This window comes from Stenotrophomonas sp. PD6 (assembly GCF_049199305.1).
Classification (GTDB): domain Bacteria; phylum Pseudomonadota; class Gammaproteobacteria; order Xanthomonadales; family Xanthomonadaceae; genus Stenotrophomonas.
The window spans coordinates 127,308-151,150 of sequence record NZ_JBLZQD010000009.1 but is presented as its reverse complement, the minus strand read 5'-3'; the positions used below and the strand labels follow the sequence as shown (position 1 = coordinate 151,150).

Below are 23,843 nucleotides of genomic sequence, written 5' to 3'. Positions count from 1 at the left end.
CTAGTTTTATGCCCTTCAAATTCAATGCTTTACATGACAAATGAGAACGAAAGACCGTCTTTGCCTATCTTGTCTTTATGACCTCTTGATGAACAGTTGACATGTATCGTTAAGGCCGTGTTAACCTCGGGTGATCAGCTCGTGAAGCTGGTGAACAGGGGGCAGTCACTGCCAAGACCTGATCCGAGGGCACACGGAGACGCCTGCTGGTCCATGTCACCGGTGTTTTGACGAAACGTTCGTTCCAAGGGGATCCACACATGATGAATCGCAAGTCGCTCAGCCGTAATCCGCTGAGCTTCGCACTGGCCACCGCGATGGTATTCGCGGCCTCGGCACCGGTCTTCGCACAGGACAGCAACACCGATTCCGAGACGAAGGAAGAAGCTGCGGCCAAGAAGAAGGCCACCGACCTGAGCACCGTCACCGTCACCGGCTCGCGCATCAGCCGTGACGTGTTCAATTCGGTCTCGCCAGTCCAGGTCGTGACCCGCGAAGAAACCACGCTGGCCGGCTTCAACTCGACCGCCGCCGCCCTGCAGAGCAACAGCGTCACCGCTGGTAGCGCGCAGATCAACAACTCGTTCGGCGGCTACGTCACCAACGGCGGCCCGGGTGCCAACACCCTGTCGCTGCGCGGTCTCGGCGCCACCCGCACCCTGATCCTGCTCAATGGCCGCCGCGTCGCGCCGGCAGGTTCGCGTGGTTCGGTCGGCTCGGCCGATCTGAACGTGCTGCCGAACGCCATGGTCGACCGCATCGAAATCCTGAAGGACGGCGCATCGTCGATCTACGGCTCCGACGCAGTCGCCGGCGTGGTGAACATCATCACCCGCAAGAACGTTGACGGCGTGGAAGTTGAGTTCCAGCACAACGCGACCGAAGGCGGTGGCGGCGATGAAACGCGGTACTCGCTCGTCTTCGGCAGCACCGGCGAGCGCTCGCACTTCTCCGGTTCGTATGAGCACTACCAGCGCAACGAAATGACCGTGGGCGACCGCGGCTGGGCCAGCTGCCCGACCGACAACCTGCGTGATATGGATGTCGGCAACTACTTCGGCAGCGGCGACTACATCGACCCGACCACCGGCAAGCCCAAGTGCTTCACGCTGGATTCGGGCGGCGTCACCATCAACACGCTGGGCACTGCCACGTTCAATGGCTTCAACCGCTGGCGCCCGAACCCGGCCGTCACCACCGGCCGCCTGCCGGGCTATGAAGGCGTGGGCTACTACGACCGCGACACCTTCGATCCGGGTCTGCTGAAGGAATCGCTGGTCTCCCCGGCCACCACCCACACCCTGTTCTTCCAGGGCGGCGTGGACATCGGCGCGCTGGGCGACGCAGAGTTCTACTACGAGTTCCTGGGCAACAAGCGCAAGTCGGAGCAGACCGGCTATCGCCAGCTGTCCTACGACTATTCCGTCGGCAACCCGCTGCTGGGCAACCTGTCCACCCTGCCGGCGTTCGCGCTGCCGAGCGAAACCTCCAACGGCCGCAATGTCGCTGCACGTACGTTCATCGGCTTCGGCAATGACCGCAGCAAGCAGACGGTGGACTTCTTCCGTGCCACCGCAGGCGTGCGGGGCTCGCTGGGTTCGGAGTGGAACTATGACTTCATGGTCAGCCACGCTGACTCCGATGCCGACTACACCTTCAACACCTTCCTGACGAACCGCCTTGCCCAGAGCCTGAACGTGGTCTCCAACGGCGCCGGCGGCTTCAGCTGCGTCGACCCGTCCAACGGCTGCGTCGCCGCTCCGATGCTCAACGCCCAGACCCTGTCGGGCAACCTGCCGGTGGCGTGGAAGAACTTCGTCTACACGCAGGTGACCGGCAACACCACCTATCAGGAATCGACCGCGAACCTGAACGTCAACGGTCCGCTGTTCGACCTGCCGGGCGGCTCGGCTGCCGGTGCGTTCGGTATCGAGTATCGCAAGGCCAAGATCGATGACACGCCGGCTGCTGATTCGATCAACCGCAACCTGTACAACCTGACCAGCTCCGACCCGACCCGCGGTAGCGACTCGGTGTGGGAAGCCTACGGCGAAATCGAACTGCCGCTGCTGTCGGGCGTCACCGCCGCTGAAGAACTGACCTTCAATGCGTCGGCGCGCTACACCGACTACCAGTCCTACGGTTCGGACACCACCTGGAAGCTGGGTGGCCTGTGGACCCCCGTCAAGTGGCTGTCGCTGCGCGCGTCCTACGGCACGTCCTACCGCGCTCCGGCGCTGTTCGAACAGTTCCTGGGCGCCACCAGCGGCTTCCTGGCCGCGTCGAGTGATCCCTGCAACAACTACGGCTCACGCAACCCGACCACACCGCGCTACATCAACTGCGCCTCTGAAGGCCTGCCGACCAACTTCACCGCCACCAACTCGGTGCGCGTGGATTCGATCGGCGGCGGCCTGGTCGGTGCGAACCTGAAGGCGGAAACGTCTGACGCGTTCACCGTCGGCCTGGTGTTCCAGCCGGAGTTTGGCAGCGGATTCGGCGACCTCTCCTTCGCAGTCGATTACTACGACATCGAAGTGGAGAACGGCGTGGCCCAGATGGGTGCCAGCTACATCCTGAGCACCTGCTACAACGGCACCACCGGCGACTTCGCCGCCAACAACGGCGTCTGCCGCCTGATCAGCCGCGCGGCCAACAACTCCCTGACGGTGCAGAACGGCTACGCCAACCTGGCCACCGACAAGGTGCGCGGCCTGGACTTCACCACCCGCTTCGTGCGTGACATCGGGCCGGGCGAATTCCGCGCCAATGTCCAGGTCTCGCGCTTCCTGGAGCAGTCCGGCAAGGTCTTCCAGGACGATCCGCTGGTGGACACCAACGGCCTGATCAACAACCCGAAGTTCACCGGCCAGCTGGACCTGACCTACAAGTTCAAGGAATGGCGCGCGCGTTACGGCCTGAACTGGGTGGACGACATGTCCAGCTACGCGTACTACGAGGAAGATCCCGCAACCTCGGCCTACGATCTGTCGGTGCCGAACTACATCACCCAGGACTTCTCGGTGCAGTACACCGCCGACAAGTGGCAGGCCACCGCCGGCGTTCGCAACTTCGCCGACAAGAAGCCGCCGACCATCAGCCCGGGTGCCGGCATCTACAACACCATCGGCAACGCCCCGCTGTACAGTGGCTATGACTACTTCGGCCGTACGTTCTTCGTGAACCTCAGCAAGAAGTTCTAAGCAGGCACCACCGGCCGCCGCCCTTCGGGGCGGCGGTCGCGTTTCCGGCAGGCTGCGCGCCTGCCTTCCCATCGCATGGACAAGTGAGACGTCGCATGAAGCACTACCTGCTGTTGGCCGCACTGGCCGTGGCTGCGCCGCTGCACCTCAACGCCAAGCCGGCCGTTCCCACCATCGAGCAACTGGCCGCCTTCCCGGCCATCTCCAGTCTTTCCGTCTCCCCAGATGGCACGCAGATCGCCGGGCTCCAGGCCCGTGGCGAAGAGCGCGTGATCCTTGTCTGGAAGACCGCTGACCTGAACGCCCCGCCCAGCACCATCGGTGCCGGCCGCATGAAGTTCCAGAGCGTACGCTTCATCAAGAACGGCCTGCTGGCCGTCACGCTGTGGCAGCCGTACGACCTGCGTACGGATCGCGTCAACAAGACCTTCATCAGCAAGTTCTTCATCACTGATACCGAAGGCAAGCAGTGGAAAGAGCCGATCAGCGTACCGCGCGCCACGAGCCGCAGCGAGGAGCTGGAACAGGCGCTTTCGAACGCGACTGTGCTCGATACCCTGCCCAATGATCCGGACCACATCCTTGTGGTCAACGGCGTGGGCAGCAACTCCGGCGACGTGTACAAGGTCAACCTGCGCAGCTTCACCTCCCAGCGCATCCAGAAGACCGAAGAACGGGTCGCCGGTTACCTGACCGACCTCAACAGCGAACTGCGCGCCCGCCTGCGTCAGGACGTGGATGGCGTGGGTGCCTACGTATCCACCGAATTCCGCAACCCCGCCACCAATGCCTGGGAAGAGCACTTCCGCTCGCACGTGAAGGACCGCGATATCACCCAGGTGGTGGGCTTTGCCGACGACCCGAACATCGCGTTCATCCAGAGCAACGTGGGCCGCGACAAGACGGTCATCTACGAATACGACATCGCCGCGCGCAAGCAGAAGGAAGTGCTGTTCGAGCACAAGTTCTTCAATGCCGGCAACGTGGTGCTGAACCGCTACAAGGGCGTGGACGGGGTTCCGTTCGGGGCGCTGCTCGGCGTGGGCTACAGCGGCCCGCGCGAGAATGAGATCCAGTGGACCGCCCCCACCTTCAAGGCCCTGGAACAGGGCCTGCGCCAGGCGCTTGGCATCACGGCGAGCGACGTCACCCTGGTGGATCCGGCTACCGGCCAGCGCGCCACCACGCAGCTGGACACCGGCAAGTCGGTCCGCCTGCTCGACTACAGCGCCGACCTGAAGACCTTCCTGGTCGCGGTGTCGGGCCCGGCCAATCCGCCGGAATACTATCTGTTCAACAACGGCAAGCTGACCCTGCTGGCCAAGTCCTACCCGCAGATCGACCCGGCCGCACTGGGCACCACCAAGCTGGTCTATTACAAGGCCCGCGACGGCCTGGACATTCCGGCCTTCCTGACCACCCCGAACACCGAGCTGTGCGGTGCCGGCCCCTGGAAGGCAGTGGTGCACCCGCACGGCGGCCCGTGGGCCCGCGACGGCATGGACTTCGACGGCTCCATGTGGGTGCCGTTGATGGCCTCGCGTTGCATGGCCGTGCTGCGCCCGCAGTTCCGCGGTTCGGCCGACTGGAGCCGCCGCCTGTGGATGGCCGGCGACGCCGAGTGGGGCCAGAAGATGCAGGACGACAAGGATGACGGCGCCAAGTGGATGATCGAACAGAAGGTCGCCCAGCCCGGCCACATCGCCATGTTCGGCTTCTCCTACGGTGGCTACTCCGCGTTCGCCGCCTCGGTGCGCCCCAATGGCCTGTACAAGTGCGCCATTGCCGGTGCCGGCGTATCGGACATCAAGAAGATCTGGTCGCGGTTCTACACCAACCCGTTCTTCCGCCAGGCGCAGGCCAAGACCGTGGACGGCCTGAACCCGCTGGATAAGGCCGGTGAGATGAAGATTCCGCTGATGATCTACCACGGCGACCGCGACCGCACCGTGCCGATCGAGCAGTCCGAGTGGTTCGCGGCCAAGGCCAAGAACTCGGGCCAGCCGGTCGAGTTCCACGCCATCGCCGATTACGCACACGGCCCGGCCTGGACCCGCGCGATCATGGGCGACCAGCTCAAGCTGATCGACGACTACCTGGGCAAGGGTTGCGGCGGCGGCGGGTTGTAAGCAAGTCCCCCCGACCAACGGTCGGGGGCTACCGGAAAGGTCACCCCCACCAACGGTGGGGTGCTACCCGCGCAGGATCACCTGCGCCGCATTGTGCCCCGGCGCGCCGGTCACGCCGCCGCCGGGATGCGTGCCGGAACCGCACAGGTACAGCCCGGGCAACGCCCCGCGATAGCCGGCCTGGCCCAGCATCGGGCGGGCACTGAACAACTGGTTGAGGCTCAGCGCGCCGTGGAAGATGTCGCCGCCGATCAGCCCGAACGTGCGTTCCAGATCGAGCGGGCTGAGCACCTGCCGGCCCAGCACCAGCGCGGCGAATCCGGGCGCATGCTGGTCCACCGTGGCGATCATCAGGTCGGCCACCTCTTCACGATGGTCGTCCCAGCTGCGTCCGTCGGGCAGCACCGGGGCCACATGCTGGCAGAACAGGCTGGCCACGTGCTGCCCGGGCGGCGCCAGCGTATCGTCCAACGTGCTTGGAATGAGCATCTCCACGATCGGCGCGCGTGACCAGCCGTACGCGCGCGCGTCGCTGTAGGCGCGGTCCATATAGGCCAGCGTCGGCGCGATGATGATGCCGGCGGTGAGGTGGTCCCCTGCCCCGGGCAACACCGTAAAAGAAGGCAGCCCCGACAGCGCCACGTTCATCCGGAACGTGCCGGAGCCACAACGCCAGTGCGCCATGCGTTCGCGCGTGGCGGCCGGCACTTCGTCCGGCGCAAGCAACTGCTCGTAGAGCAGTTTGGGATTGACGTTGGCCACTACCGCATGGGCGCGGATCACCTCGCCCTGCAGGGTTTCCACGCCTACCACGTGGCCGTGTTCCACCAACACCCGGCGCACCCCGGCGTCGGTGCGTATCTCCGCTCCCGCCGCGGTTGCCGCGCGTGCCATCGCCTGGGTGATCGCGCCCATGCCGCCGATGGCGTGGCCCCAGGCGCCCTTCACACCGTTGCTTTCGCCGAAGGCGTGGTGCAGCAACACGTAGGCCGACCCGGGCGCGTCCGGGCTGGCGTAGTTGCCGACGATGCCATCGAAGCCGAACAGCGCCTTGATCGGTTCGCTTTCGAACCAGCGGTCGAGATATTCGGTGGCGGAGATCGTGAACAGGTCCAGCAGCTCCTGGCGCAACGCCGGTGCCAGGCCGTGCAGGCGGCGCCCCAGCCGGCCGGCCTGCCAGAGCGCCGGCAGCTGCGTCAGCCAGTGGCCCTCGCCCACGTTCGGCGGCGCCTGCAGTGCCAGTTCGCGCAGCACATCGGCGAAGGCTTCCAGGCGTTGTTCGAACACAGGCAGGCGCTCGGCATCGCGCGTGGAGAAGCGTGCCACCTGCGCGCGTGTCAGCCCGGCGCCGGCCAGCAGGTAGTCGTCGTCCAGCGGCAGGAAATTATTGATGCGTCGTGGCACCACGCGCAGCCCATGCCCGGCAAGGTCCAGCTCCTGGATGATGCGCGGCTGCAGCAGCGACACCGTATAGGCAGCCACCGAGTTACGGAAACCGGGGTGAAACTCCTCGGTGACCGCGGCGCCACCGACGACCGCACGGCGTTCCAGAACGAGCACCCTCTTGCCGGCCCGGGCCAGATAGGCCGCGCAGACCAGGCCGTTGTGCCCGCCGCCGATGATGACCGCATCCCACGCACGCGTCGTTGAAGTGCCCATGCCCGGTTGTATACACCGGCACCGGGGCGCTTGTCCCGCGCTGGCGAGCGGCTTTGCCGCAACCGGTCTTCAGCGTGATGGCGGCTGAACGCCGATGCAGCTTGCCTTCGGGCATGACCTTCGACACCCTTGCAGGCCGGGCCAGCGGCGTATCGTCTGGCCCACGGTCCCGTTGGGGCCCACCCTGAAAGATTCTTCGGCCCGGAGGCCATACTAGTGATCTCTCGCACTCCCAAGATTGTTCTGCTGACCCTGGCCGTTTCGGCCGCGCTGGTCGGCTGCGGCAAGAACGAAACCCCGGCTACGGACAGCGCGGCCTCCACCGCCACCCCGACTGCCGCCGCCCCGGCCGCCACCGAGTTCAAGCTCGACGAAGCCAAGCTGCCGGCCTACAACGCCTTCCACCCGTCCGACCTGGACAAGAGCCTGGACGCCTGCACCGCGTTCGGCGACTACGTCAACAGCAAGTGGCTGGCCGCCAATGAAATCCCGGGCGACCGCACCAGCTGGGGCGCCTTCACCATCCTGGACGAGCGCTCGGTCGCCGTGCAGCACCAGCTGGCCGAACAGGTCGCGGCGGTGAAGAACCCGACCGGCATCGAGAAGATCGTCGGCGACTTCTGGGCCACCGGCATGGACGAGGCCAAGATCAACGCGCAGGGCATCGAGCCGATCAAGGCCGACCTGACCGCCATCGACGGCCTGCAGGACAAGGACGCCATCGCCAACTACCTGCGCACCAGCGCGGCCAAGGGCGAAAACCTGCTGTTCGGCTTCGGTCCGGAAGCGGACTTCAAGAACTCCAGCATGAACATGGCGTACGCCAGCCAGGGTGGCCTGGGCCTGCCGGACACCACGTACTACACCGACGCCAAGAACGCCGACAAGCTCAAGGCGTACGAGGCCCACGTGGCCAAGGTGCTGGAACTGTCCGGCGTGGCCGCCGCCGACGCCACCAAGCAGGCCGCGGACGTGATCAAGTTCGAAACCCGCCTGGCCAAGGCCTCCAAGTCCAGCGAACAGCTCTCGCGCGACGTCTCGCTGTACTACAACCCGGTCACCGTGGCCGACGCCGACAAGCTGACCCCGAACTTCAGCTGGAGCAAGTTCTTCGAAGCGCAGGGCATCGCCGCGCCGGAGAAGTTCTCGCTGGCCATCCCCAGCTTCCACCAGGAAGTGAGCAAGGCGCTGGCCGATACCGACCCGTCGGTGTGGCGTTCGTACCTGCGTTTCCACACCGTGGATTCGGCCTCGCCGTACCTGGCCGACGCGTTCGTGCAGGAAAACTACGACTTCTACGGCAAGACCCTCAACGGCCAGAAGGAAATGAAGGCGCGCTGGAAGCGTGTGCTGGGCACCATCGAAAACGATGCCGGCGAAGCCTTCGGCCAGCTGTACGTCAAGGTCGCCTTCTCGCCTGAAGCCAAGGCCAAGATGGAAGAGCTGGTGAAGAACCTGGCCGCCTCGCTCAAGGAGCGTATCCAGGGCCTGAGCTGGATGAGCGATGAGACCAAGGCCAAGGCCATCGCCAAGTGGGAAACCTTCACCCCGAAGATCGGCTACCCGGACAAGTGGCGTGACTGGAGCGGGCTGACCACCGGCCGCGACAGCTACTTCGGCAACGTGCGCGCCGCCAACGAGTTCAACTACAAGTTCGCGCTGGGCAAGATCGGCAAGCCGGTCGACAAGACCGAGTGGGGCATGACCCCGCAGACGGTCAACGCCTACTACAACCCGCTGCAGAACGAGATCGTGTTCCCGGCCGCCATCCTGCAGCCGCCGTTCTTCGACCCGAAGGCCGACGACGCGCTGAACTACGGCGGCATCGGTGCGGTGATCGGCCATGAAATGACCCACGGTTACGACGACCAGGGTGCCCGCTTCGGGCCGACCGGCAACATGGAAGACTGGTGGACCCCGGGCGACAAGAAGAACTTCAGCGGCCTGACCGGCAAGCTGGTGAACCAGTTCGACGGCTACAAGGTCGGCGACCAGGCGGTCAACGGCAAGCTGACCCTGGGCGAGAACATCGCCGACCTGGGCGGCCTGGCCACCGCCTACGACGCCCTGCAGAAGGCCAGTGCCGGCAAGGAAGACCCGAAGGTCGACGGCTTCAGCCGCGACCAGCGCTTCTTCTTCAACTGGGCCACCGTGTGGCGCACCAAGTACACCCCGGAAAACGCCAAGGTCCGCCTGGCGACCGACCCGCACGCCCCGGCCGCGTTCCGTGCCATGGGCGCGCCGTCGAACCTGCCGAGCTTCGCGGCCGCGTTCGAGTGCAAGCCGGGTGCGCCGATGGTCCGCGCCGGCGACAAGCAGGTGGTGATCTGGTAATCCATCGCGCCCTGGCGTGATGCGTGAAAGCCGACGGCCCGGGGGAAACCCCGGGCCGTTTTGTTTGCATGCCGCGTTTTCATCGGGTCTTGCTATAGTTCCGCGGTCTTCAATCCTTCCGGATTTGTTCCACATGCCCAACCTTCGTCCGCTTGCCATTGCCCTCGGCCTCGGCCTTGCCACCCTGGTCGTCACCGATGCGTCCGCCGCACCGAAGAAGAAGGCCGCCGGCCGCGCGCCTGCCGCCAGCGCGCAGTGCAGCGACTTCTACGAAGCCAACAATTCGGCCTGGCTGAAGGCCAACCCGGTCCCGCAGACCGGCGCGACCACCGCACTGGGTCAGCTGGCCGAGCGCACCCGCCTGCAGCAGCGCGAGCTGCTCGATGGCGCGATGAAGGCGCCGCAGGGCAACGTGCAGAAGCTGCTCGGCGACTTCTGGGCCAGCGGCCTGGACGAGGCGGCCGTGGAAGCCGATGGCTCCAACCCGATCGCCCCGCTGCTGACCCGCATCAATGCCATCAAGAAGGCCAAGGATGTGCCGGCGTCGATCGCCGCGCTGCACCAGGTCGGTATCCCGGTCGCCTTCAACTTCGCGCCGGACGTGGACCTCAAGGCGCTGGACCGCCACATCGGCTACTTCATGCAGGGCGGCATGGGCCTGCCGGACCCGGCCTTCTACACCCGCACCGACGCCGATACCGTGGCCCTGATGGCCCGCTACCGCGCCTACGTCAAGCAGATCCTGGCCCTCACCGGTACGCCGGCGGCCAATCTGGACGCCGAGTCGCAGGCCGTGATCGCGCTGGAAACCGAGCTGGCACGCAACGCGCAGTCGCTGGCCGGCATCAACAACCCGTTCAACAACTACGCGCCGATCTCCACCAAGGAGCTCAACAGCCGCTTCCGCAACCTGCAGCTGGATGCGTTCCTGAAGGCGCAGGGCGTCAGCGACGACCTGGTCTCGCTGTCCGACCCGGAGCTGTTCAAGCAGCTCGACGGCATGGTCACCCGGCTCAAGCCCGACCAGTGGAAGGCCTACCTGCGCTGGCGCGTGGGCGATGCGATGGCCCCCTACCTGTCCAAGGCCTACCGCGATGCGGAGTTTGAATTCCGCGGCCGCGTGATCCGCGGCGAGACCCTGGCCCCGGCACGCTGGGAGCAGGTGCTCGACGCCATGAACGTGGCCGCCGGCCCGATGGTGGGCCGTGAGTACGCGGCGCGCTACCTGTCGGCCGACGACCGCCGCCAGGCGGCGGTGATCGTCGACAAGATCCGCGAAACGCAGATCGACGCGGTCAAGCGCAGCACCTGGCTGAGCCCGGAAGCCAAGACCGAGGCGCAGGCCAAGCTGGCCGCGCTGAAGATCGAAATCGGCACCCCGCTGCGCGATCTGGACTACAGCGTGCAGCCGATGGGCCGCGGCAGCTTCGGCGGCAACATGCTGATCGCCTCGACCTGGCGCCACCGCGAGGAAATGAAGCGCATCGGCAAGGGCAACGCCGACCGTCGCTGGGACGTGCTGCCGCAGCAGCCGGCACTGGCGTATGACATCGCGCAGAACCGCCTGATCGTCACCGCCGCGGTGCTGCAGGGCCCGGTGTTCAACGCCAAGGCCGATACCGCCGACAAGTACGGCAGCTACGGCGCGCTGGTTGCCCATGAGCTGAACCGCGCGATCGACGCCAAGGGCGCGCTGGTGGATGCCAACGGCACGCTGCGCAGCTGGTGGACGCCGGCCGACAAGACTGCATGGAACCTGCTGGGCAAGCGTGTCGCGGCGCAGTTCAGCGCGTACGAGTTCCCGGGCGTGAAGGGTGCCAAGGTCAACGGCGAACTCACCCGCGAAGAGAACCTGGCCGACCTGGCCGGTGTGGAGCTGGCCTGGGCCGCCTACACCTCGGCCGAGCCGGCGGCCAAGCCAGCCGCGCAGCAGGCATTCTTCCGCGCCTGGGCCAACCTGTGGCCGCAGCAGTTGTCGCCGAACGAAGCCGCCCAGCGGCTGACCTCGGACACGCTGGCGCCGGGCAAGTGGCGCAGCAACGGTCCGCTGTCCAACCTGCCGGCCTTCGGTGCCACCTTCAGCTGCAAGCCGGGCCAGCCGATGCAGCGTGTGGACAACGACCAGATCAAGATCTGGCGCTGAGCCCAACGGTGATGGAATAAAAAAGGGGCGCCTACTGGGCGCCCCTTTTTTTTTGTCTGATCGTAGAGCCACCCCATGGGTGGCTGCGTCTTCATCCGGCAGCGCGAAGCCACCCATGGGGTGGCTCTACCCCTCGGGCAGCAACGAGCCGCGATACGCGACGATCAATCCGACCACCGGCGCGGCAATCTCCACATTGAACACAAAGCGGCCGTCCACCTCGGTCTCGAACGTGGTCCCCTTCGGCAGCAGCGCCTTGGGCAGTGGTATGCCCAGGAAGGACCAGCGGCGCGGCACCAGGGTCAGGCGATTGCCTTCCACCACCAGTGCCAGCGCAACGTCGATCAGGCCGAAACGCTCCATCAGCAGCGCGTCGTTGCGCCCTGCCCCGCGCCGTTGCCAGGACGAGAAACGCCGGCCGCCGAAATCGCGCGTCCAGCGCTCGCCGCCGTTTTCCGGCGTGAACGTCACGGTCACCGGTACATTCGCGCCGGCTGCCGGAAATCCGATCACCGCCGCGATCATCCGCGCCAGCACTCCGGTGCCGCGACGGATCTGCGATACCCCGCTCCAGCGGTGCGCCGTCGTGCCGAGGTGCAGGGCCTGCACCTGCGGCGGCAACGTCGCAAACGCGCTGCCGAGCACCTGCCGATACAGGCGGGCGCCCGCCTCGTCGCGTCGGAAGCCGGTATGGATCGAACGCCCCTCGAACAACGCCTCGTAATCGGACAGCTCCAACGCGTGGGTCGCCGCACGCGCGCCCGGCGCGGGTCGCTCGCCGGCGAGCAGCTTGCGGATCACCGCCTCGATCGCCATCGAGGGAATGTAGGGACCATCGTCGCCCTCGGCCAGCAGGTGCCAGCTCAGTTCGCAGGGCTGGCCGTCGCGCAGGCCCTGTGCGCGCACGTACATGCCGCCGCGGTGCTCGCCGAACTTCATCAGGTTGAGCACTGCGTAGAACAGGCGCGACAACGGCACCAGAGATGGCAGCCGCAGCCGTGCCCGCGCCTTGGCCAGCAGGTTGAGCACCCGGTGCAGCACTTCCGGCACCGGGCCGGCGCCCATCCAGATGTCGGTCAGCGTGGGGTGCTCGGGCGGAATCACCTGCAGGTCGGGCACATCCACCAATGAGAAATGCAGGTTGCGCAGGGGCAGTTTGCCCGGCACCGCGATCGTGAAGCGCCGGCTCTCGGCCAGGCCTGCGCCGTGACCCGGCCGCCCGCCGCGCTGCAGCTTCACCGGCGCGCCGGCGTAGCCCACCACCGCGCGCATCACGTTCAGGCCGATGCCTGCATACGGCGACGGCGCGATGCCTCCCTCCACCGAGACAATCTGCATGGTCCGGGCCATCTCACGCAGCACCGCCGCCGTGAGCACCGGGAAACTGCTGACGCCGGCGAGCACGAACACGTCGGCCGCGCGTGCCTGCGCATCGAATTGCGCCACGCCGAACACGAAGTCGGCCGCGTCGGCGAAGTCCACGTAGGAAACACCCGCAGCAATGCAGGCTTCAATCACCTGATAACGCTGCTCGCCATACTCCTGGAACGGCCCGGAGGCATCCACCACCAGGCCCGGGCGCTCGGCCTGGAGCGCGGTGTGGATCTGCCGCCGGTCCATCGCAAGCGGGCGCACCCGCTGCGCGCCCTCGTAGCTGTCGCAGAAGGCCTGTGCAGCCTGCGCGTTGCGGCCGCAGATAAGCAGTTCAATGCCTGAAAGATCCGCCAGCAAGCGGGCCAGGCGCCCGCCAAACACTCCATAACCGCCCAGAATCAGGATCTTCAAGATCACGCCATCCCTGCTGCTGAATTCGCTTGCGCTACTTTACCCGGCGCAGGTGGTTGGGCCGACGCGGCCCACCCGGCGGGCGCGGCTTGAACGGCGGCTGGCCGCGCCAATAACGAATCAGCAGCCAGCCGAAGATCATGCCGCCCAGGTGAGCGAAATGGGCGATGCCCGGCTGCCAGGACGTGGCGCCCATCACCAGCTCGGTGATGCCGATCAGGATCACGAAGGTGCGCGCCTTCATCGGGATCGGCGGGAACAACAACATGATCCGCTGGTTCGGGAACAGCATGGCGTAGGCCAGCAACAGGCCGAAGATGCCACCGGAGGCACCCAGCACCGGCGCCGGGTCGGCGATCATGGCGCCCACCAGCAATTGGCACAGGCCCGCACCGGCCACGCACACCAGGTAATAGAGCAGGAAGCGCTTTTCGCCCCACGTCTGTTCCAGCGGCGAACCGAACATGAAGAGCGCCAGCATGTTGAAGAACAGATGGCCGAAGCCGCCATGCAGGAAGCCATACGTCAGCAGTTGCCACGGCTGGAAATTGCCGCCCGGCGAGAACGGGTCGAAGCCGCCGCGCAGGGGCTGCAGCATGAACGGCTCGAACGTGCCGTAGCCGAGCAGGAAGGGCTGCTGCAGCAGGAACAGCACGACGTTGGCGATCAACAGTGCCTTGGTAACGGTGGGCAGGCGCGGAAACATGGGGTCATCCTTTGGAACCGCGCCCATCATAGCCGCGCCAACGGCGCGGCGTGGTTCAGACCGGCCCCCACAACGCAGCATCCAGTTCATCTTCGGCGCGCGGCATGTGCTTCACCCGGCCGCGCTCCATCGCCACCCCTTCGGCACGCAGCCGCTGGCTCTGCTCGCGCCAGCCACGGGAGCCTTCCGGCATGGCAATGCGGCCGTCCGAGCGCAACACCCGGTGCCAGGGCAGGTCCGGGTCGTCGTTCATGCCCAGCACGCGCGCCGTCAGCCGCGCCCGGCCAGGCAGCCCGGCCTTGGCCGCCACCTGTCCGTAGCCCATCACCTGCCCGCGCGGAATGGCGCGGATCACCGCCAGGATGCGTGCCCGCGCCTGCGCGGCCGGGTCGTCGGCCGGATCCGCCGGCTCGGCACCCGCCCGCGCTTTCACGCGCGGACGCGGCTGACCAGCAGCACCCCGACCAGCACCAGCGCCGTCCCCAGGATCTGCCCGGGGCCCATGGGTTCGTCGAGCAGCCATAGACTCATCACGATGGTGGACACAGGGCCGAGCATACCCACCTGGGCGGCCAGCGACGAGCCAATCCGCTTTACCGCCAGCATGATCGCCAGCACCGGCAGGACCGTGCAGACCGTGGCGTTGACCAGCGACAGCCAGTACACCGGCTTGGGCTGCTGGAACAACACCGGCAACGGGTGCAGCACCGCGAAGTGCAGCACGCACAGCACGCAGGCCACGCAGCTGGCATAGGCCGTGAGGCGGATCGCCCCGATCCTGGCCACCACCTGCCCGCTGCCGAACAGATACAACGCGTAGCTCAGCGCGCTGGCGAACACCAGCGCACTGCCCAGCACAATGCGCCCGCCTTCCAGCTGCAGGTCATGCCCGAACGCCAGCAGCACGCCCAGGTAGCTCAGGGCCAGCGCGACCAGCTGCCAGCGGCCGGGACGTTTCTTCAGCAGCACCAGGCTGATCAGCAGCACCAGAGTCGGGTTGAGGTACAGAATCAACCGCTCCAGGGTCACGCTGATGTACTGCAACCCCTGGAAATCCAGCAGGCTGGACAGGTAGTAACCGGTGAAACCCAGCCACAGCACCCGCCCGCGATCGCCCCAGGACAGCGCCGTGGCGCGGCGGGCCGACCACACGGCCAGCATCGCGAAGAATGGGAACGCCATCAGCATGCGCAGCGCCAGCAGCGTGGTGGCGTCCACGCCGTGGCGGTACGCCAGTTTGACGATCACCGCCTTGCCGGAGGCGGCAATAGCGCCGATCGCGGCGAGCAGCACGCCGGAGGCGGCGAGGCGTGGGGACGAGGTGGGGAGCGCGTGCGACATCGGGGGTATTGTCGCATCTGCACCGTCGCGTATCGCTACCGCTTGGGTGGCTGAATCGCGTATCGCCATCGTTTGGATGGCTTCATCGCGCATCGCCATCGTTTGGATGGCTTCATCGCGCATCGCCATCGTTTGGGTGGCTTCATCGCGCATCGCCATCGTTTGGATGGCTTCATCGCGCATCGCCATCGTTTGGATGGCTTCATCGCGTAGAGCCACCCCATGGGTGGCTGCCTATCCGTCGGGGATCATGAACGCCGGACGCGCGGCTTCGGATGGATGTCAGCCGCGGTAAGCGATCAGTACGCGTTGTTGGTGCGGTTGCTGGGTTTGTGCCGCGCTTCGCGCGGTCGCCAGGCATGGCCAGGCGCTACGAGTTGTTACGGGCGCCGGGTAACGCGCGGTTGTGTTGATGCGCGCTAGCGCATCAACACGATCTCTTCTGCGCTAGTGGGGTGAATGGCCACGGTGTCGTCGAACTGGGCCTTGGTGGCGCCCATCTTCACCGCTACGGCGAAGCCCTGCAGGATCTCGTCGGCCGCTTCGCCGAGCAGGTGCACGCCCACTACCCGCTCCTCCTCGCCCACGCAGACCAGCTTGAACAGGCTGCGCTGGGTGCCGTCGGCCAATGCCTGCAGCATCGGGCGGAAGTTGCTGCGGTAGACGCGCACGTCGCCGTGGCGGGCGCGGGCCTCTTCCTCGCTCAACCCCACCGCGCCCAGCGCCGGGTGCGAGAACACGACGCTGGCCACGTTCTCGTAATCCATCTTCGCCTGCGGCTGGCCGCCGAACAGGCGGTCCATCAGCTTGCGCGCCGCGGCGATCGCCACCGGGGTCAGGCCGACCTTGCCGGCGATGTCGCCCACCGCATGCACGCTGGGCACGGCCGTGGTCTGCCACGCATCGACCTCTAAGTCGCCCTTTTCACCAACGACAATCCCCAGCGCCTCCAGGCCGAGGCCACCGCTGTTGCCGCGCCGGCCGGTCGCGAAGAACACCTGGTCAAAACGCGGCTCGGACGGGCCATCATGCCCGTAGGCGATGAGGTCTTCGCCGTCGCGACGCAGTTCGCGCAACCGATAGTTGAAATGCAGCTGCACCCCCTGGTGGCGCAGGTTTTCGGCCAGCTGTGCGGTCAGTTCCGCGTCGAAGCGTTCCAGCAGGCGCTCGCCGCGCACCAGCAGCGTCACCCGGCTGCCCAGCGCCTGCAGCAGGCCGGCGAGCTCCACGGCGATGTAGCCACCGCCGACGATGGCCACACGCGCCGGGGCGCCACACAGATTGAAGAAATCGTCCGAGACCGACCCCAGTTCCGCCCCCGGAATATCCGGGCGCTGCGGGTGCGCGCCGGTCGCGATCAGGATGTGCGCGGCGGTAAGGTGCACGCCATCGCTGCAGGCCACCGTATGCGCATCCACCAGGCGCCCCTTGCGCGGCACCCGCACCACCTTGTTCTCGTCCAGGCGCTTGAGGTAACTGGCGTGGATGTTGGCGATATAGGCCTGGCGATGCACCACCAGTTCCTTCCAGTCCAGCGCCGGCCGCACCGGCACGTCGAAGCCCATGGCGGCGGCCAGGCCGATTTTTCCGGAGAGATCGGCGGCCAGCCACATCGCCTTCTTCGGCACACAGCCCACGTTGACGCAGGTACCGCCGAGTTCCCCCGGTTCCAGCATCGCCACGCGCTGGCCGTGTTGGGCGGCACGGAACGCCGCCGCCAGTCCACCGGAGCCACCCCCGAGAACGATCAGGTCATAGTCGTATTGCGTTGTCATGGGCGCCAGCATGCCATGTCCGGCTGCGCGCCAGACGTGAGGAGCAGCAGGAATTCTTCAGCGCCGCAGCGGCGGCCATTGGCCATAGGTCATCGCGCGCCAGATCCATTCCAGCGGACCGAACCGGAAGTAGCGCAGCCACACGTGGCTGAGCAGCACCTGCACGGCGAACAGCAGCACCGCGAAGGGAATCTGCCAGGCACGTGGCATGGTCTCGAATGCGCCCAGCCCGTAGCCGTAGAACAGCCAGGTGCCCACCAGCGACTGCAGGATGTATTGGGTGAGGGCCATCCGGCCCATCGGTGCCAACCCGCGCAGGTGATCCCGCCACCGCACGATCCAGGCCAGGTAACCCAGGCACATCAGCAGGCTTGCCACCGACGACAGCGCATACGCCGCGCCGGTGCTGGCGGTGAACGTGCCCGGCGCCAGGTACGGCACCCAAGCGGCGCTGGCCAGCATCAGCACCAAGCCACAGGGCAGCGCGATCCAGCGCAGCCGCCGGTACAGGTGCTCGAAACGGGCCGGGTCGGCCAGCGCGCCGCTGCGCGCGAACCAGCTGCCGAGCAGGAACATGCCCAGCACTTCCGGGCCGACGATCAACGCGCCGGACAGCGACGTGCCCAGGTCGCTCACCCGCTGCGCCACCGCCTGGGCGAAGCTGCCATGCCCATACACCTGGCGCTGCAGTTCGATGGTCTGCTGGCCCTGCGCGATGGCGGAGCGCAAGGCGGTGTCATTGTTGCCATCGACCTGCGCCGACAGCCCCAGCAGCGCGCCCATCAGCAGCATCAGCAGCGCCGCGCACAGGTAGGTGGCCACCCCCATCGCCGGCAACCAGCGCTGCGGTGCCTCGCGGCAGGCCAGCAGCGGCAGCGACACCAGTGCATAGATCACCAGGATGTCGCCGGACCAGACCAGCAGCGCATGGCACAGGCCGATCAACAGCAGGCCCGCGCTGCGGCGCAGATAGAACGAAGTGAAATCGCGTCGCGCCGCTTCGGCACGCTGCGCCATGATCGCGAAGCCCGCACCGAACAGCAGCGAGAACAGGGTGAAGAACTTGCCCTGCACCAGCACGTAGACCAGCGCATCGGCCCAGTAGTCCAGCCCCTGCCAGTGCGGGTCGATGCCGGTGAAGGCCAGGTCCAGCGGCCCGCTCAGCGCCTCCATGTTCATCAACAGGATGCCCAGCAGCGCGACGCCGCGCAGGATGTCGATGACATCGATGCGATCGCTGACCGCTACCGGCTGGAGGGGGGAATGGGCAGACTTCACGGGCGACTCATGGACCAGGCCGGACAGTATGCCGTCGCGCCGGAGTGCGCGCCCGGCAGTGCGGGGAGCCGAATGCACAACGGCCCGCCGAAGCGGGCCGTTGCATCACACGGACGAAGCGGTACTTAGTGCTGGTGGCCGCCGTCGCCGTGGACGTGGCCGTGTTCCAGTTCTTCGGCCGACGCTTCGCGCACGTCCACGATCTCCACCGAGAAGTGCAGGTCCTTGCCGGCCATCGGGTGGTTGAGGTCCACGTCGACCACGGTCAGGCCAACCTTCTCGACCGTCACGGCGCGCGGGCCGAAGTTGGTCTGCAGCACCACCTGCGAACCCGGCACCAGCTTCTCGTTGCCGAAGTGCTTCTTCGGCACGCGCTGGGTCAGGCCTTCCTTGCGCTCGCCGTAGGCGTCGGCCGCCTTGACGTCCACCTCGAAGGTGGCGCCGGCTTCCTGGTCGATCATGGCGTTTTCCAGGCCCGGGATGATGTTGCCGTGGCCGATCAGGATCGCCAGCGGATCACGGTCCTTCGAGCTCTCGATCGGCTCCTGGCCCTGCTCGGCAACGGTGTAGTGGAAGCGGACGACGCGGTCTTTTTCGATCTTCATGCGGAACTCTTGTGCTGAGGCTGCCAGGGCAGACGGGTGGGACGGGTTGTCGCCCGCCAGGTACGCCGCCATCATGACGGCCATCTAAGGCCGCGCATTATCCGGACATCACGCACATGACGCCAGTTCCGCGCTTGAACCGCTCTGTTGCCCGGGTCGCCGCCCTGCTCGCCCTGGCCCTGCTGGCCGCCTGTGGTGGCGGCAAGACCACCCGCCCCAGTGCCCCACCGGCCTCGACCCAGGTCTGGCCGACGGTGGTGCCCAGTGACCCGCAGGCCGCCAACGCGGTGCTGATGCGGGCCATCGGCCTGGTCGGCACGCCCTACCGTTACGGCGGCAACACGCCCGAGTCCGGCTTCGACTGCAGCGGGCTGGTCACCTATGTCTACCGGGAAATGCTGGACCTGAAGCTGCCGCGGACCTCGCGCGACCTGGCCGCGGTGCAGGGCCCGAAGATCGACCCGCAGCGGCTGGCGCCGGGCGACCTGGTGTTTTTCGGCGACCGCGGCAACGTCTTCCACGTCGGCATCTACGTCGGCGAAGGTCGCTTCGTGCACGCCCCCAGCACCGGCGGAACGGTGCGGCTGGACTCGCTCGCCGGGAGCTACTGGAAGCAGCACTACACGGGGGCGAAACGCGTCCTTCACTGAAATGAACAGGGGAAACGGTCAAAAATGTGAGGCCGATCACATTCATGTAAACGGAAAATTAACGAAATTTGTACCTAATCACACGTCTTACACGGCATCATCACCCATCGTTTTTATTCAGTGACCGCCGCGTGACGACAGCCGACCTGACGTACCAAGGCCAGACCGCCGCTTCCAGGCGTTTCGCCCACCCCGCTTTTCTCGCCGTTGCCTTGTGCCTCGCCAGCGTTCCGGCCTGGGCACAGACCGCGCCGACGGCCGTCAACGACGCCGCGCCGGTTGCCACCGCGAACCCGGTTGAAACCCCCGCCGCCGTCAAGCCCAAGGCTGACGCGCCGGCCCGCAGCAAGGCCGATGCCGCTGCCAGCGCCACCCTCGCCGCCCTGCTTCCGCACCTGGCGTCGAATGACACCATTCCCCTGATGGACCGTTCGGCGATGTTCGCCGGCGATCTGAGCCGCCTGCTGGCTAACTACGACGCCAGCACGGGCGCCACCGGCGCCGTGGTCGGCGGCGAAGCCGACAATGGCAAGGTGCAGTCCCTGCTCCGCCGTGCGATGACCCTGCTGGGCACGCCGTACCGCTGGGGCGGCACCTCGCCGGACAGCGGCTTCGACTGCAGCGGGCTGGTCGGCTATGTGTTCCGTACCGCCCTGGGCATCGAGCTGCCGCGCGTCTCGCGCGAAATGGCGCATGACGGCGAAGCCCAGCTGATCAACGACCGCAATGCCCTGGCTGCCGGCGACCTGGTGTTCTTCGGCCGCAAGGGCCGGGTGGACCATGTCGGCATCTATGTCGGCGAAGGCCGCTTCCTGCACGCGCCGAGCACCGGCAAGGACGTCCGCGTGGACAGCCTGGTCAGCGGGTACTGGAGCGGCAAGTTCATGCAGGCCCGCCGCGTCGAGCTCTGAGCCGGGCCGTTGCACCGCCCCGCCTGAAGGCCGCTGCCCCCGCAGCGGCCTTTTGCGTTGTGGGGGTCGCGGGTGGCCGCTGGGGGCGGCAGTCGGCGTTGTTGTTTCTGTCGTTGCAGAAATTCCCTGCATCCGGCGCGCCCCGACCAATGAAGGAGGGGCCGTTGATCCCGGCGTGGGGCGGCACGCCCGGGGGACGCTGACCAGGAGAACCGCCCGGGAACTTTCCTTTGAAGGTGACGCATGGCGGCAGTCCCTGATTTCCCGGCCCGGTGTGTAATCTGGTTTGGGCACCCCCACGCGGCAGAACGTGCCGCATTGGCTGCGGCTGGTTGGCAGGTGCGCGGTGTGGCCAGCAACGAATGCGTGGCCATCGGCATGCGCAGCAACGACCTGATCGTGGGGCTGCTGGACCTCCGTGGCGATGCGCCCGGCAATCTGGATCATCTGCAGGCGCTGCTGGACCAGCACCGGCACATGCGGCTGCTGGCGATCCTGCCGGGCGGCGCGCGTGCGCCTGACGCGCAGTTGCAGGCGCTGTTGGCCTGCTGTGTGGAAACCTATACCGCGCCGCTGGAGGTGGCGCAGCTGGTGCAGCACCTGCTGCGCCTGGCCGATGGCGAGCAGGCGCAACCGTCCGGAGCGCAGTCGCTGGTCGGGGACAGTGCGGTGCTGCAGGTCGCCCGGGCGGCACTGCGCAAGTTCGCGCCGGTGGAGTTGCCGGTGTTGATCACGGGTGAAACCGGTACCGGCAAGGAGCTGGCGGCGCAGGCGCTGCATGCGCTGTCGCCACGCCATGCGCGCCCGTTCCTGGCGGTGAACTGCGGAGCGATTCCTGCGGCGCTGGTGCAATCGGAACTGTTCGGCCACGAGCGCGGGGCCTTCACGGGCGCGGCGACGCGGCGGCTGGGGTTGTTCGAGACGGCCAGCGGCGGGACGGTGTTCCTGGACGAGATCGGCGACCTGCCCCTGGACGCGCAGACGAATCTGCTACGGGTGCTGCAGGAGGGAACGATCGAGCGGGTCGGCAGCAACCATCCGCAATCGGTGGACGTGCGAGTGGTTGCGGCCACGCATGTGGATCTGGAGCAGGCGGTGGAGCGCGGGCAGTTCCGTCGCGATCTGTTCTACCGGCTCAATGTGCTGCGTCTGCCAATGCCGCCACTGCGCGACCGCGGCAGCGACATTGTGCTGCTGGCGGAGCATTTCCTGGCCAGTTTCCGCAACCGTCACGTGACGCGCGCGCGCGGTTTCACGAGCGAGGCGCGGCAGGCACTGCTGGGCTTCAATTGGCCGGGCAATGTGCGCGAGCTGCTCAACCGGGTACAGCGCGCGGCGATCGTGAGCGAGGCGGAGTTGATCGGTGTCGCCGAGCTGGAGCTGTTGCCGCCGCAGGTGGAAATGCCGCAGCGCCTGCTGCACGACGCACGCCAGGCGGCAGAGCGCGAGGCGCTGCTGCGCGCGTTGCGCCAGAACGCATTCAACATCACGGCCTGCGCCCGCACGATGCAGGTCTCCCGCGTAACGGTCTACCGCCTCTGCCGCAAACACCAGCTCGCCCTACCCGAGTTGCGTTGACGGGCGTTGCTGCCAACGTCAAATGCCTTGGTCTGCGAGTCTTTCTGGCTTGGGCCGGCGGCGGCGGGTTGGCGGGACACGCTGCAAGTACATCCATGTAAGCTCGTTCACGCCATCCATGGCGCTCTACGGCCCCGCCAACCCACCCCCGCCGACCCTTTGACAGTTGGCCGGTGGCCATGGCAAACACGGCACGCTCGTAGAGCCACGCCATGCGTGGCTGCCTCGCAAAAACGCGAGATAACTTAACCAGCGCAATCCCAAAATGCATCCGCCCAAGAGCCCCCTTGATGTTCAAGGGGGTGCGCCGACAGGCGCGGGGTTTAGGAGGAATGCGTGGACCTCCCGGAACGGGAGGTGCGCGCCAACGGCGCAGGGTTTAGGTGGAATGCGTGGACATTCTTTGAGCGCGCGCGCTCAAAGAATGTACGGAACTTTGAATGCCAGCGTGAAGTCCGGCGAGTCCGGCGTCAGGCCGATGCCCAGCAGGCTCACTATCGTGGTGTTCTGGTTGAGCGCGTAAGTGATGCCGAGGTTGAGCGTGGCGGCGTTGGCATCGCTGCCGACGATCTTGACCCATTGGCCGCCCTTGAAGCGGGTGGAGGCGCGCGCGCTGAGCTTGTCGCTGAAGGAGATGCTCAGGCTGGTGCGTTCGTTGAAGGCGAAGGCCACGCCGGCGCCGAAGTAATAGGAACCACCCAGCTTCACGTCACCCGGGTTGACGGTATCGGGGTTGGCGTCAAGGTCGTCGAAGCTGTTCTCGAAGGAATGGATGTAGCCAAGGTTGGCGAAGAGGATAGCCGGGTCGGCGGTCTTGACCGCCGACAGGCCGACGTTGGCCTGCCAGACGCCGTTGCCGGTGGGCTGTTGTTCGGGAACGGCGAAGCGGATGAAGTCGTCGTCGTCGCGCTCAAGCACTTTCCAGCTGAGGCCGTAGGGCTCGCGGCCGGTGGGCGCGGTGGCGCCGACGGTCAGGACGGTTTCCGGCCAGCGGCCATGTTCGGAGAACAGTTTGTAGTTGGCACTGAGGCTGACGTCGCCGATGCCGTTGCCGGTGGTTTCTTCCTGCGCGATGGCGGCGGCGGAACCGCCGGCGCCGCCCTTCTGGAAGACGGTCTTGCGGGCCAGGTACGGCACGTCCAGGTTCAGTGCCAGGCGCGGGGTGAGCCCCCAGCGGGCGGCCAGGTTGTAGGTCAGGGTGTCGGACTCGACGTTCTCGATGGCGATGTTGCCAAGGAAGATCGCGTCCAGCGCCAGGAAGCCGTTGAGGGTGAGCTGCTTGCGGTCGTAGCGCGCGTAGGTAAGGCTGTTTTCGAGGGTGAAGCGCCGCGTGAACAGTGTCGAGGTCTGCTGCTTGACGTCGTCGACGCTGCGCCGTGATGCCTGCTTGGCCTCCTGCGCTTCGGCGGCGCTGCTGGCGTAACCGTCGCCGGTGGGTGGTGCGGCCGCGCTGGTGGGTGGCAGCGGTACGGGGGCTGCGGCGCCGGCGATGGGGGCGGTCTTGCCGTTGAGGCGGGCCTGCATGGCCTGCACCTGCATGTCCAGTTCGCGCAGGCGGCGCACTTCCTGGGCGTAGTTGGACTTGAGCAGCTCAAGCTGCTGGATCAGTGCCTTGACGTCGGCGTCGTCCTGCGCCGTCCCCGGCGCGCTCTGCGCGCGCGCCGCGGTGGAAACCATCAGTGCCAGCGCCGCCAGCGCAAGCGGTGTCATGCGTATCGAGGTGTGCATTGCCTTGCCCCACGGTGT

17 protein-coding genes are annotated in these 23,843 nt (G+C 66.7%); 8 read left to right on the top strand and 9 right to left on the bottom strand.

All coding sequences use genetic code 11. From position 1 onward, the window contains the following. Positions 1–260 precede the first annotated feature (260 nt). Both ACOZHM_RS13950 and ACOZHM_RS13945 read left to right on the top strand, forming a co-directional pair. Positions 261–3,203 carry a TonB-dependent receptor plug domain-containing protein gene (locus ACOZHM_RS13950; RefSeq protein WP_421569916.1) on the top strand — a complete coding sequence of 981 codons (2,943 nt, stop codon included), beginning with the start codon at positions 261–263 and terminating at the stop codon, positions 3,201–3,203. 95 nt (positions 3,204–3,298) lie between these two features. Beyond that, the gene (locus ACOZHM_RS13945; protein WP_421569915.1) at positions 3,299–5,332 is read left to right on the top strand and encodes an alpha/beta hydrolase family protein; all 2,034 of its coding nucleotides are present in this window, start codon (positions 3,299–3,301) and stop codon (positions 5,330–5,332) included. Positions 5,333–5,395: 63 nt separating this feature from the next. On the opposite strand, the gene ACOZHM_RS13940 is transcribed toward ACOZHM_RS13945, so the two are convergent. Then, positions 5,396–6,991 carry a phytoene desaturase family protein gene (locus ACOZHM_RS13940; RefSeq protein ID WP_421569914.1) on the bottom strand — a complete coding sequence of 532 codons (1,596 nt, stop codon included), beginning with the start codon at positions 6,989–6,991 and terminating at the stop codon, positions 5,396–5,398. A gap of 219 nt (positions 6,992–7,210) precedes the next feature. On the opposite strand from ACOZHM_RS13940, the gene ACOZHM_RS13935 reads away from it, so the two are divergent. Both ACOZHM_RS13935 and ACOZHM_RS13930 read left to right on the top strand, forming a co-directional pair. After that, positions 7,211–9,325: a M13 family metallopeptidase gene (locus ACOZHM_RS13935; protein WP_421569926.1), complete on the top strand. Its 2,115-nt coding sequence runs from the start codon at positions 7,211–7,213 to the stop codon at positions 9,323–9,325. Between the two features lie 133 nt (positions 9,326–9,458). Further along, on the top strand, positions 9,459–11,468 hold the full coding sequence (locus tag ACOZHM_RS13930; protein WP_421569913.1) for a M13 family metallopeptidase: 2,010 nt from the start codon (positions 9,459–9,461) through the stop codon (positions 11,466–11,468). 126 nt (positions 11,469–11,594) lie between these two features. On the opposite strand, the gene ACOZHM_RS13925 is transcribed toward ACOZHM_RS13930, so the two are convergent. Genes ACOZHM_RS13925 through ACOZHM_RS13910 form a run of 4 tightly spaced genes read right to left on the bottom strand, consistent with a single transcriptional unit; the run spans position 11,595 to position 15,300 of the window. Further along, complete coding sequence (locus ACOZHM_RS13925) at positions 11,595–13,253, bottom strand: DUF4166 domain-containing protein (RefSeq protein ID WP_421569912.1); 1,659 nt, start codon at positions 13,251–13,253, stop codon at positions 11,595–11,597. A gap of 34 nt (positions 13,254–13,287) precedes the next feature. Then, the gene (locus ACOZHM_RS13920) at positions 13,288–13,959 is read right to left on the bottom strand and encodes a rhomboid family intramembrane serine protease (protein WP_421569911.1); all 672 of its coding nucleotides are present in this window, start codon (positions 13,957–13,959) and stop codon (positions 13,288–13,290) included. Between the two features lie 55 nt (positions 13,960–14,014). After that, complete coding sequence (locus ACOZHM_RS13915; protein WP_421569910.1) at positions 14,015–14,482, bottom strand: MGMT family protein; 468 nt, start codon at positions 14,480–14,482, stop codon at positions 14,015–14,017. Further along, complete coding sequence (locus tag ACOZHM_RS13910) at positions 14,389–15,300, bottom strand: DMT family transporter (protein ID WP_421569909.1); 912 nt, start codon at positions 15,298–15,300, stop codon at positions 14,389–14,391. Before ACOZHM_RS13910 ends, ACOZHM_RS13915 begins: the two co-directional genes overlap by 94 nt. Positions 15,301–15,372: 72 nt before the next feature. On the opposite strand from ACOZHM_RS13910, the gene ACOZHM_RS13905 reads away from it, so the two are divergent. After that, complete coding sequence (locus ACOZHM_RS13905; RefSeq protein ID WP_421569908.1) at positions 15,373–15,513, top strand: hypothetical protein; 141 nt, start codon at positions 15,373–15,375, stop codon at positions 15,511–15,513. 206 nt (positions 15,514–15,719) lie between these two features. On the opposite strand, the gene gorA is transcribed toward ACOZHM_RS13905, so the two are convergent. The 3 genes from gorA to ACOZHM_RS13890 all read right to left on the bottom strand — a co-directional run bounded on the left by gorA (position 15,720) and on the right by ACOZHM_RS13890 (position 18,958). Beyond that, positions 15,720–17,075, bottom strand: a complete 1,356-nt coding sequence (gorA, locus tag ACOZHM_RS13900) for a glutathione-disulfide reductase (RefSeq protein WP_421569907.1) — start codon at positions 17,073–17,075, stop codon at positions 15,720–15,722. Between the two features lie 57 nt (positions 17,076–17,132). Further along, entirely contained in the window at positions 17,133–18,380 is a 1,248-nt protein-coding gene (locus ACOZHM_RS13895) for a DUF418 domain-containing protein (RefSeq protein ID WP_421569925.1), read from the bottom strand. A 98-nt stretch (positions 18,381–18,478) separates the two neighbouring features. Further along, positions 18,479–18,958, bottom strand: coding sequence for an FKBP-type peptidyl-prolyl cis-trans isomerase (locus tag ACOZHM_RS13890; RefSeq protein ID WP_421569906.1), 480 nt, complete (start codon positions 18,956–18,958; stop codon positions 18,479–18,481). Between the two features lie 116 nt (positions 18,959–19,074). Here ACOZHM_RS13890 and ACOZHM_RS13885 point away from each other — a divergent pair, with 116 nt between their 5' ends. From ACOZHM_RS13885 to ACOZHM_RS13875, 3 genes are all read left to right on the top strand, one after another. Then, complete coding sequence (locus ACOZHM_RS13885) at positions 19,075–19,608, top strand: C40 family peptidase (RefSeq protein WP_421569905.1); 534 nt, start codon at positions 19,075–19,077, stop codon at positions 19,606–19,608. Between the two features lie 146 nt (positions 19,609–19,754). Further along, on the top strand, positions 19,755–20,519 hold the full coding sequence (locus tag ACOZHM_RS13880) for a C40 family peptidase (protein ID WP_421569924.1): 765 nt from the start codon (positions 19,755–19,757) through the stop codon (positions 20,517–20,519). A 243-nt stretch (positions 20,520–20,762) separates the two neighbouring features. Next, positions 20,763–22,097: a sigma-54 interaction domain-containing protein gene (locus tag ACOZHM_RS13875; protein WP_421569904.1), complete on the top strand. Its 1,335-nt coding sequence runs from the start codon at positions 20,763–20,765 to the stop codon at positions 22,095–22,097. Positions 22,098–22,514: 417 nt separating this feature from the next. Here the strand turns inward: ACOZHM_RS13875 and ACOZHM_RS13870 are convergent, their stop codons facing one another. Next, positions 22,515–23,825, bottom strand: a complete 1,311-nt coding sequence (locus tag ACOZHM_RS13870; RefSeq protein ID WP_421569903.1) for a transporter — start codon at positions 23,823–23,825, stop codon at positions 22,515–22,517. Between the last annotated feature and the right edge of the window lie 18 nt (positions 23,826–23,843).

What these genes read in the sequence shown, in the direction of transcription:
- ACOZHM_RS13950 (WP_421569916.1), top strand. Translation starts at nt 261, where the DNA reads ATGATGAATCGCAAGTCGCTCAGCCGTAATCCGCTGAGCTTCGCACTG.
- ACOZHM_RS13945 (WP_421569915.1), top strand. Translation starts at nt 3,299, where the DNA reads ATGAAGCACTACCTGCTGTTGGCCGCACTGGCCGTGGCTGCGCCGCTG.
- ACOZHM_RS13940 (WP_421569914.1), bottom strand. Translation starts at nt 6,991, where the DNA reads ATGGGCACTTCAACGACGCGTGCGTGGGATGCGGTCATCATCGGCGGC.
- ACOZHM_RS13930 (WP_421569913.1), top strand. Translation starts at nt 9,459, where the DNA reads ATGCCCAACCTTCGTCCGCTTGCCATTGCCCTCGGCCTCGGCCTTGCC.
- ACOZHM_RS13920 (WP_421569911.1), bottom strand. Translation starts at nt 13,959, where the DNA reads ATGTTTCCGCGCCTGCCCACCGTTACCAAGGCACTGTTGATCGCCAAC.
- ACOZHM_RS13915 (WP_421569910.1), bottom strand. Translation starts at nt 14,482, where the DNA reads ATGGCTGCTCGACGAACCCATGGGCCCCGGGCAGATCCTGGGGACGGC.
- ACOZHM_RS13910 (WP_421569909.1), bottom strand. Translation starts at nt 15,300, where the DNA reads ATGTCGCACGCGCTCCCCACCTCGTCCCCACGCCTCGCCGCCTCCGGC.
- gorA (WP_421569907.1), bottom strand. Translation starts at nt 17,075, where the DNA reads ATGACAACGCAATACGACTATGACCTGATCGTTCTCGGGGGTGGCTCC.
- ACOZHM_RS13890 (WP_421569906.1), bottom strand. Translation starts at nt 18,958, where the DNA reads ATGAAGATCGAAAAAGACCGCGTCGTCCGCTTCCACTACACCGTTGCC.
- ACOZHM_RS13885 (WP_421569905.1), top strand. Translation starts at nt 19,075, where the DNA reads ATGACGCCAGTTCCGCGCTTGAACCGCTCTGTTGCCCGGGTCGCCGCC.
- ACOZHM_RS13875 (WP_421569904.1), top strand. Translation starts at nt 20,763, where the DNA reads ATGGCGGCAGTCCCTGATTTCCCGGCCCGGTGTGTAATCTGGTTTGGG.
- ACOZHM_RS13870 (WP_421569903.1), bottom strand. Translation starts at nt 23,825, where the DNA reads ATGCACACCTCGATACGCATGACACCGCTTGCGCTGGCGGCGCTGGCA.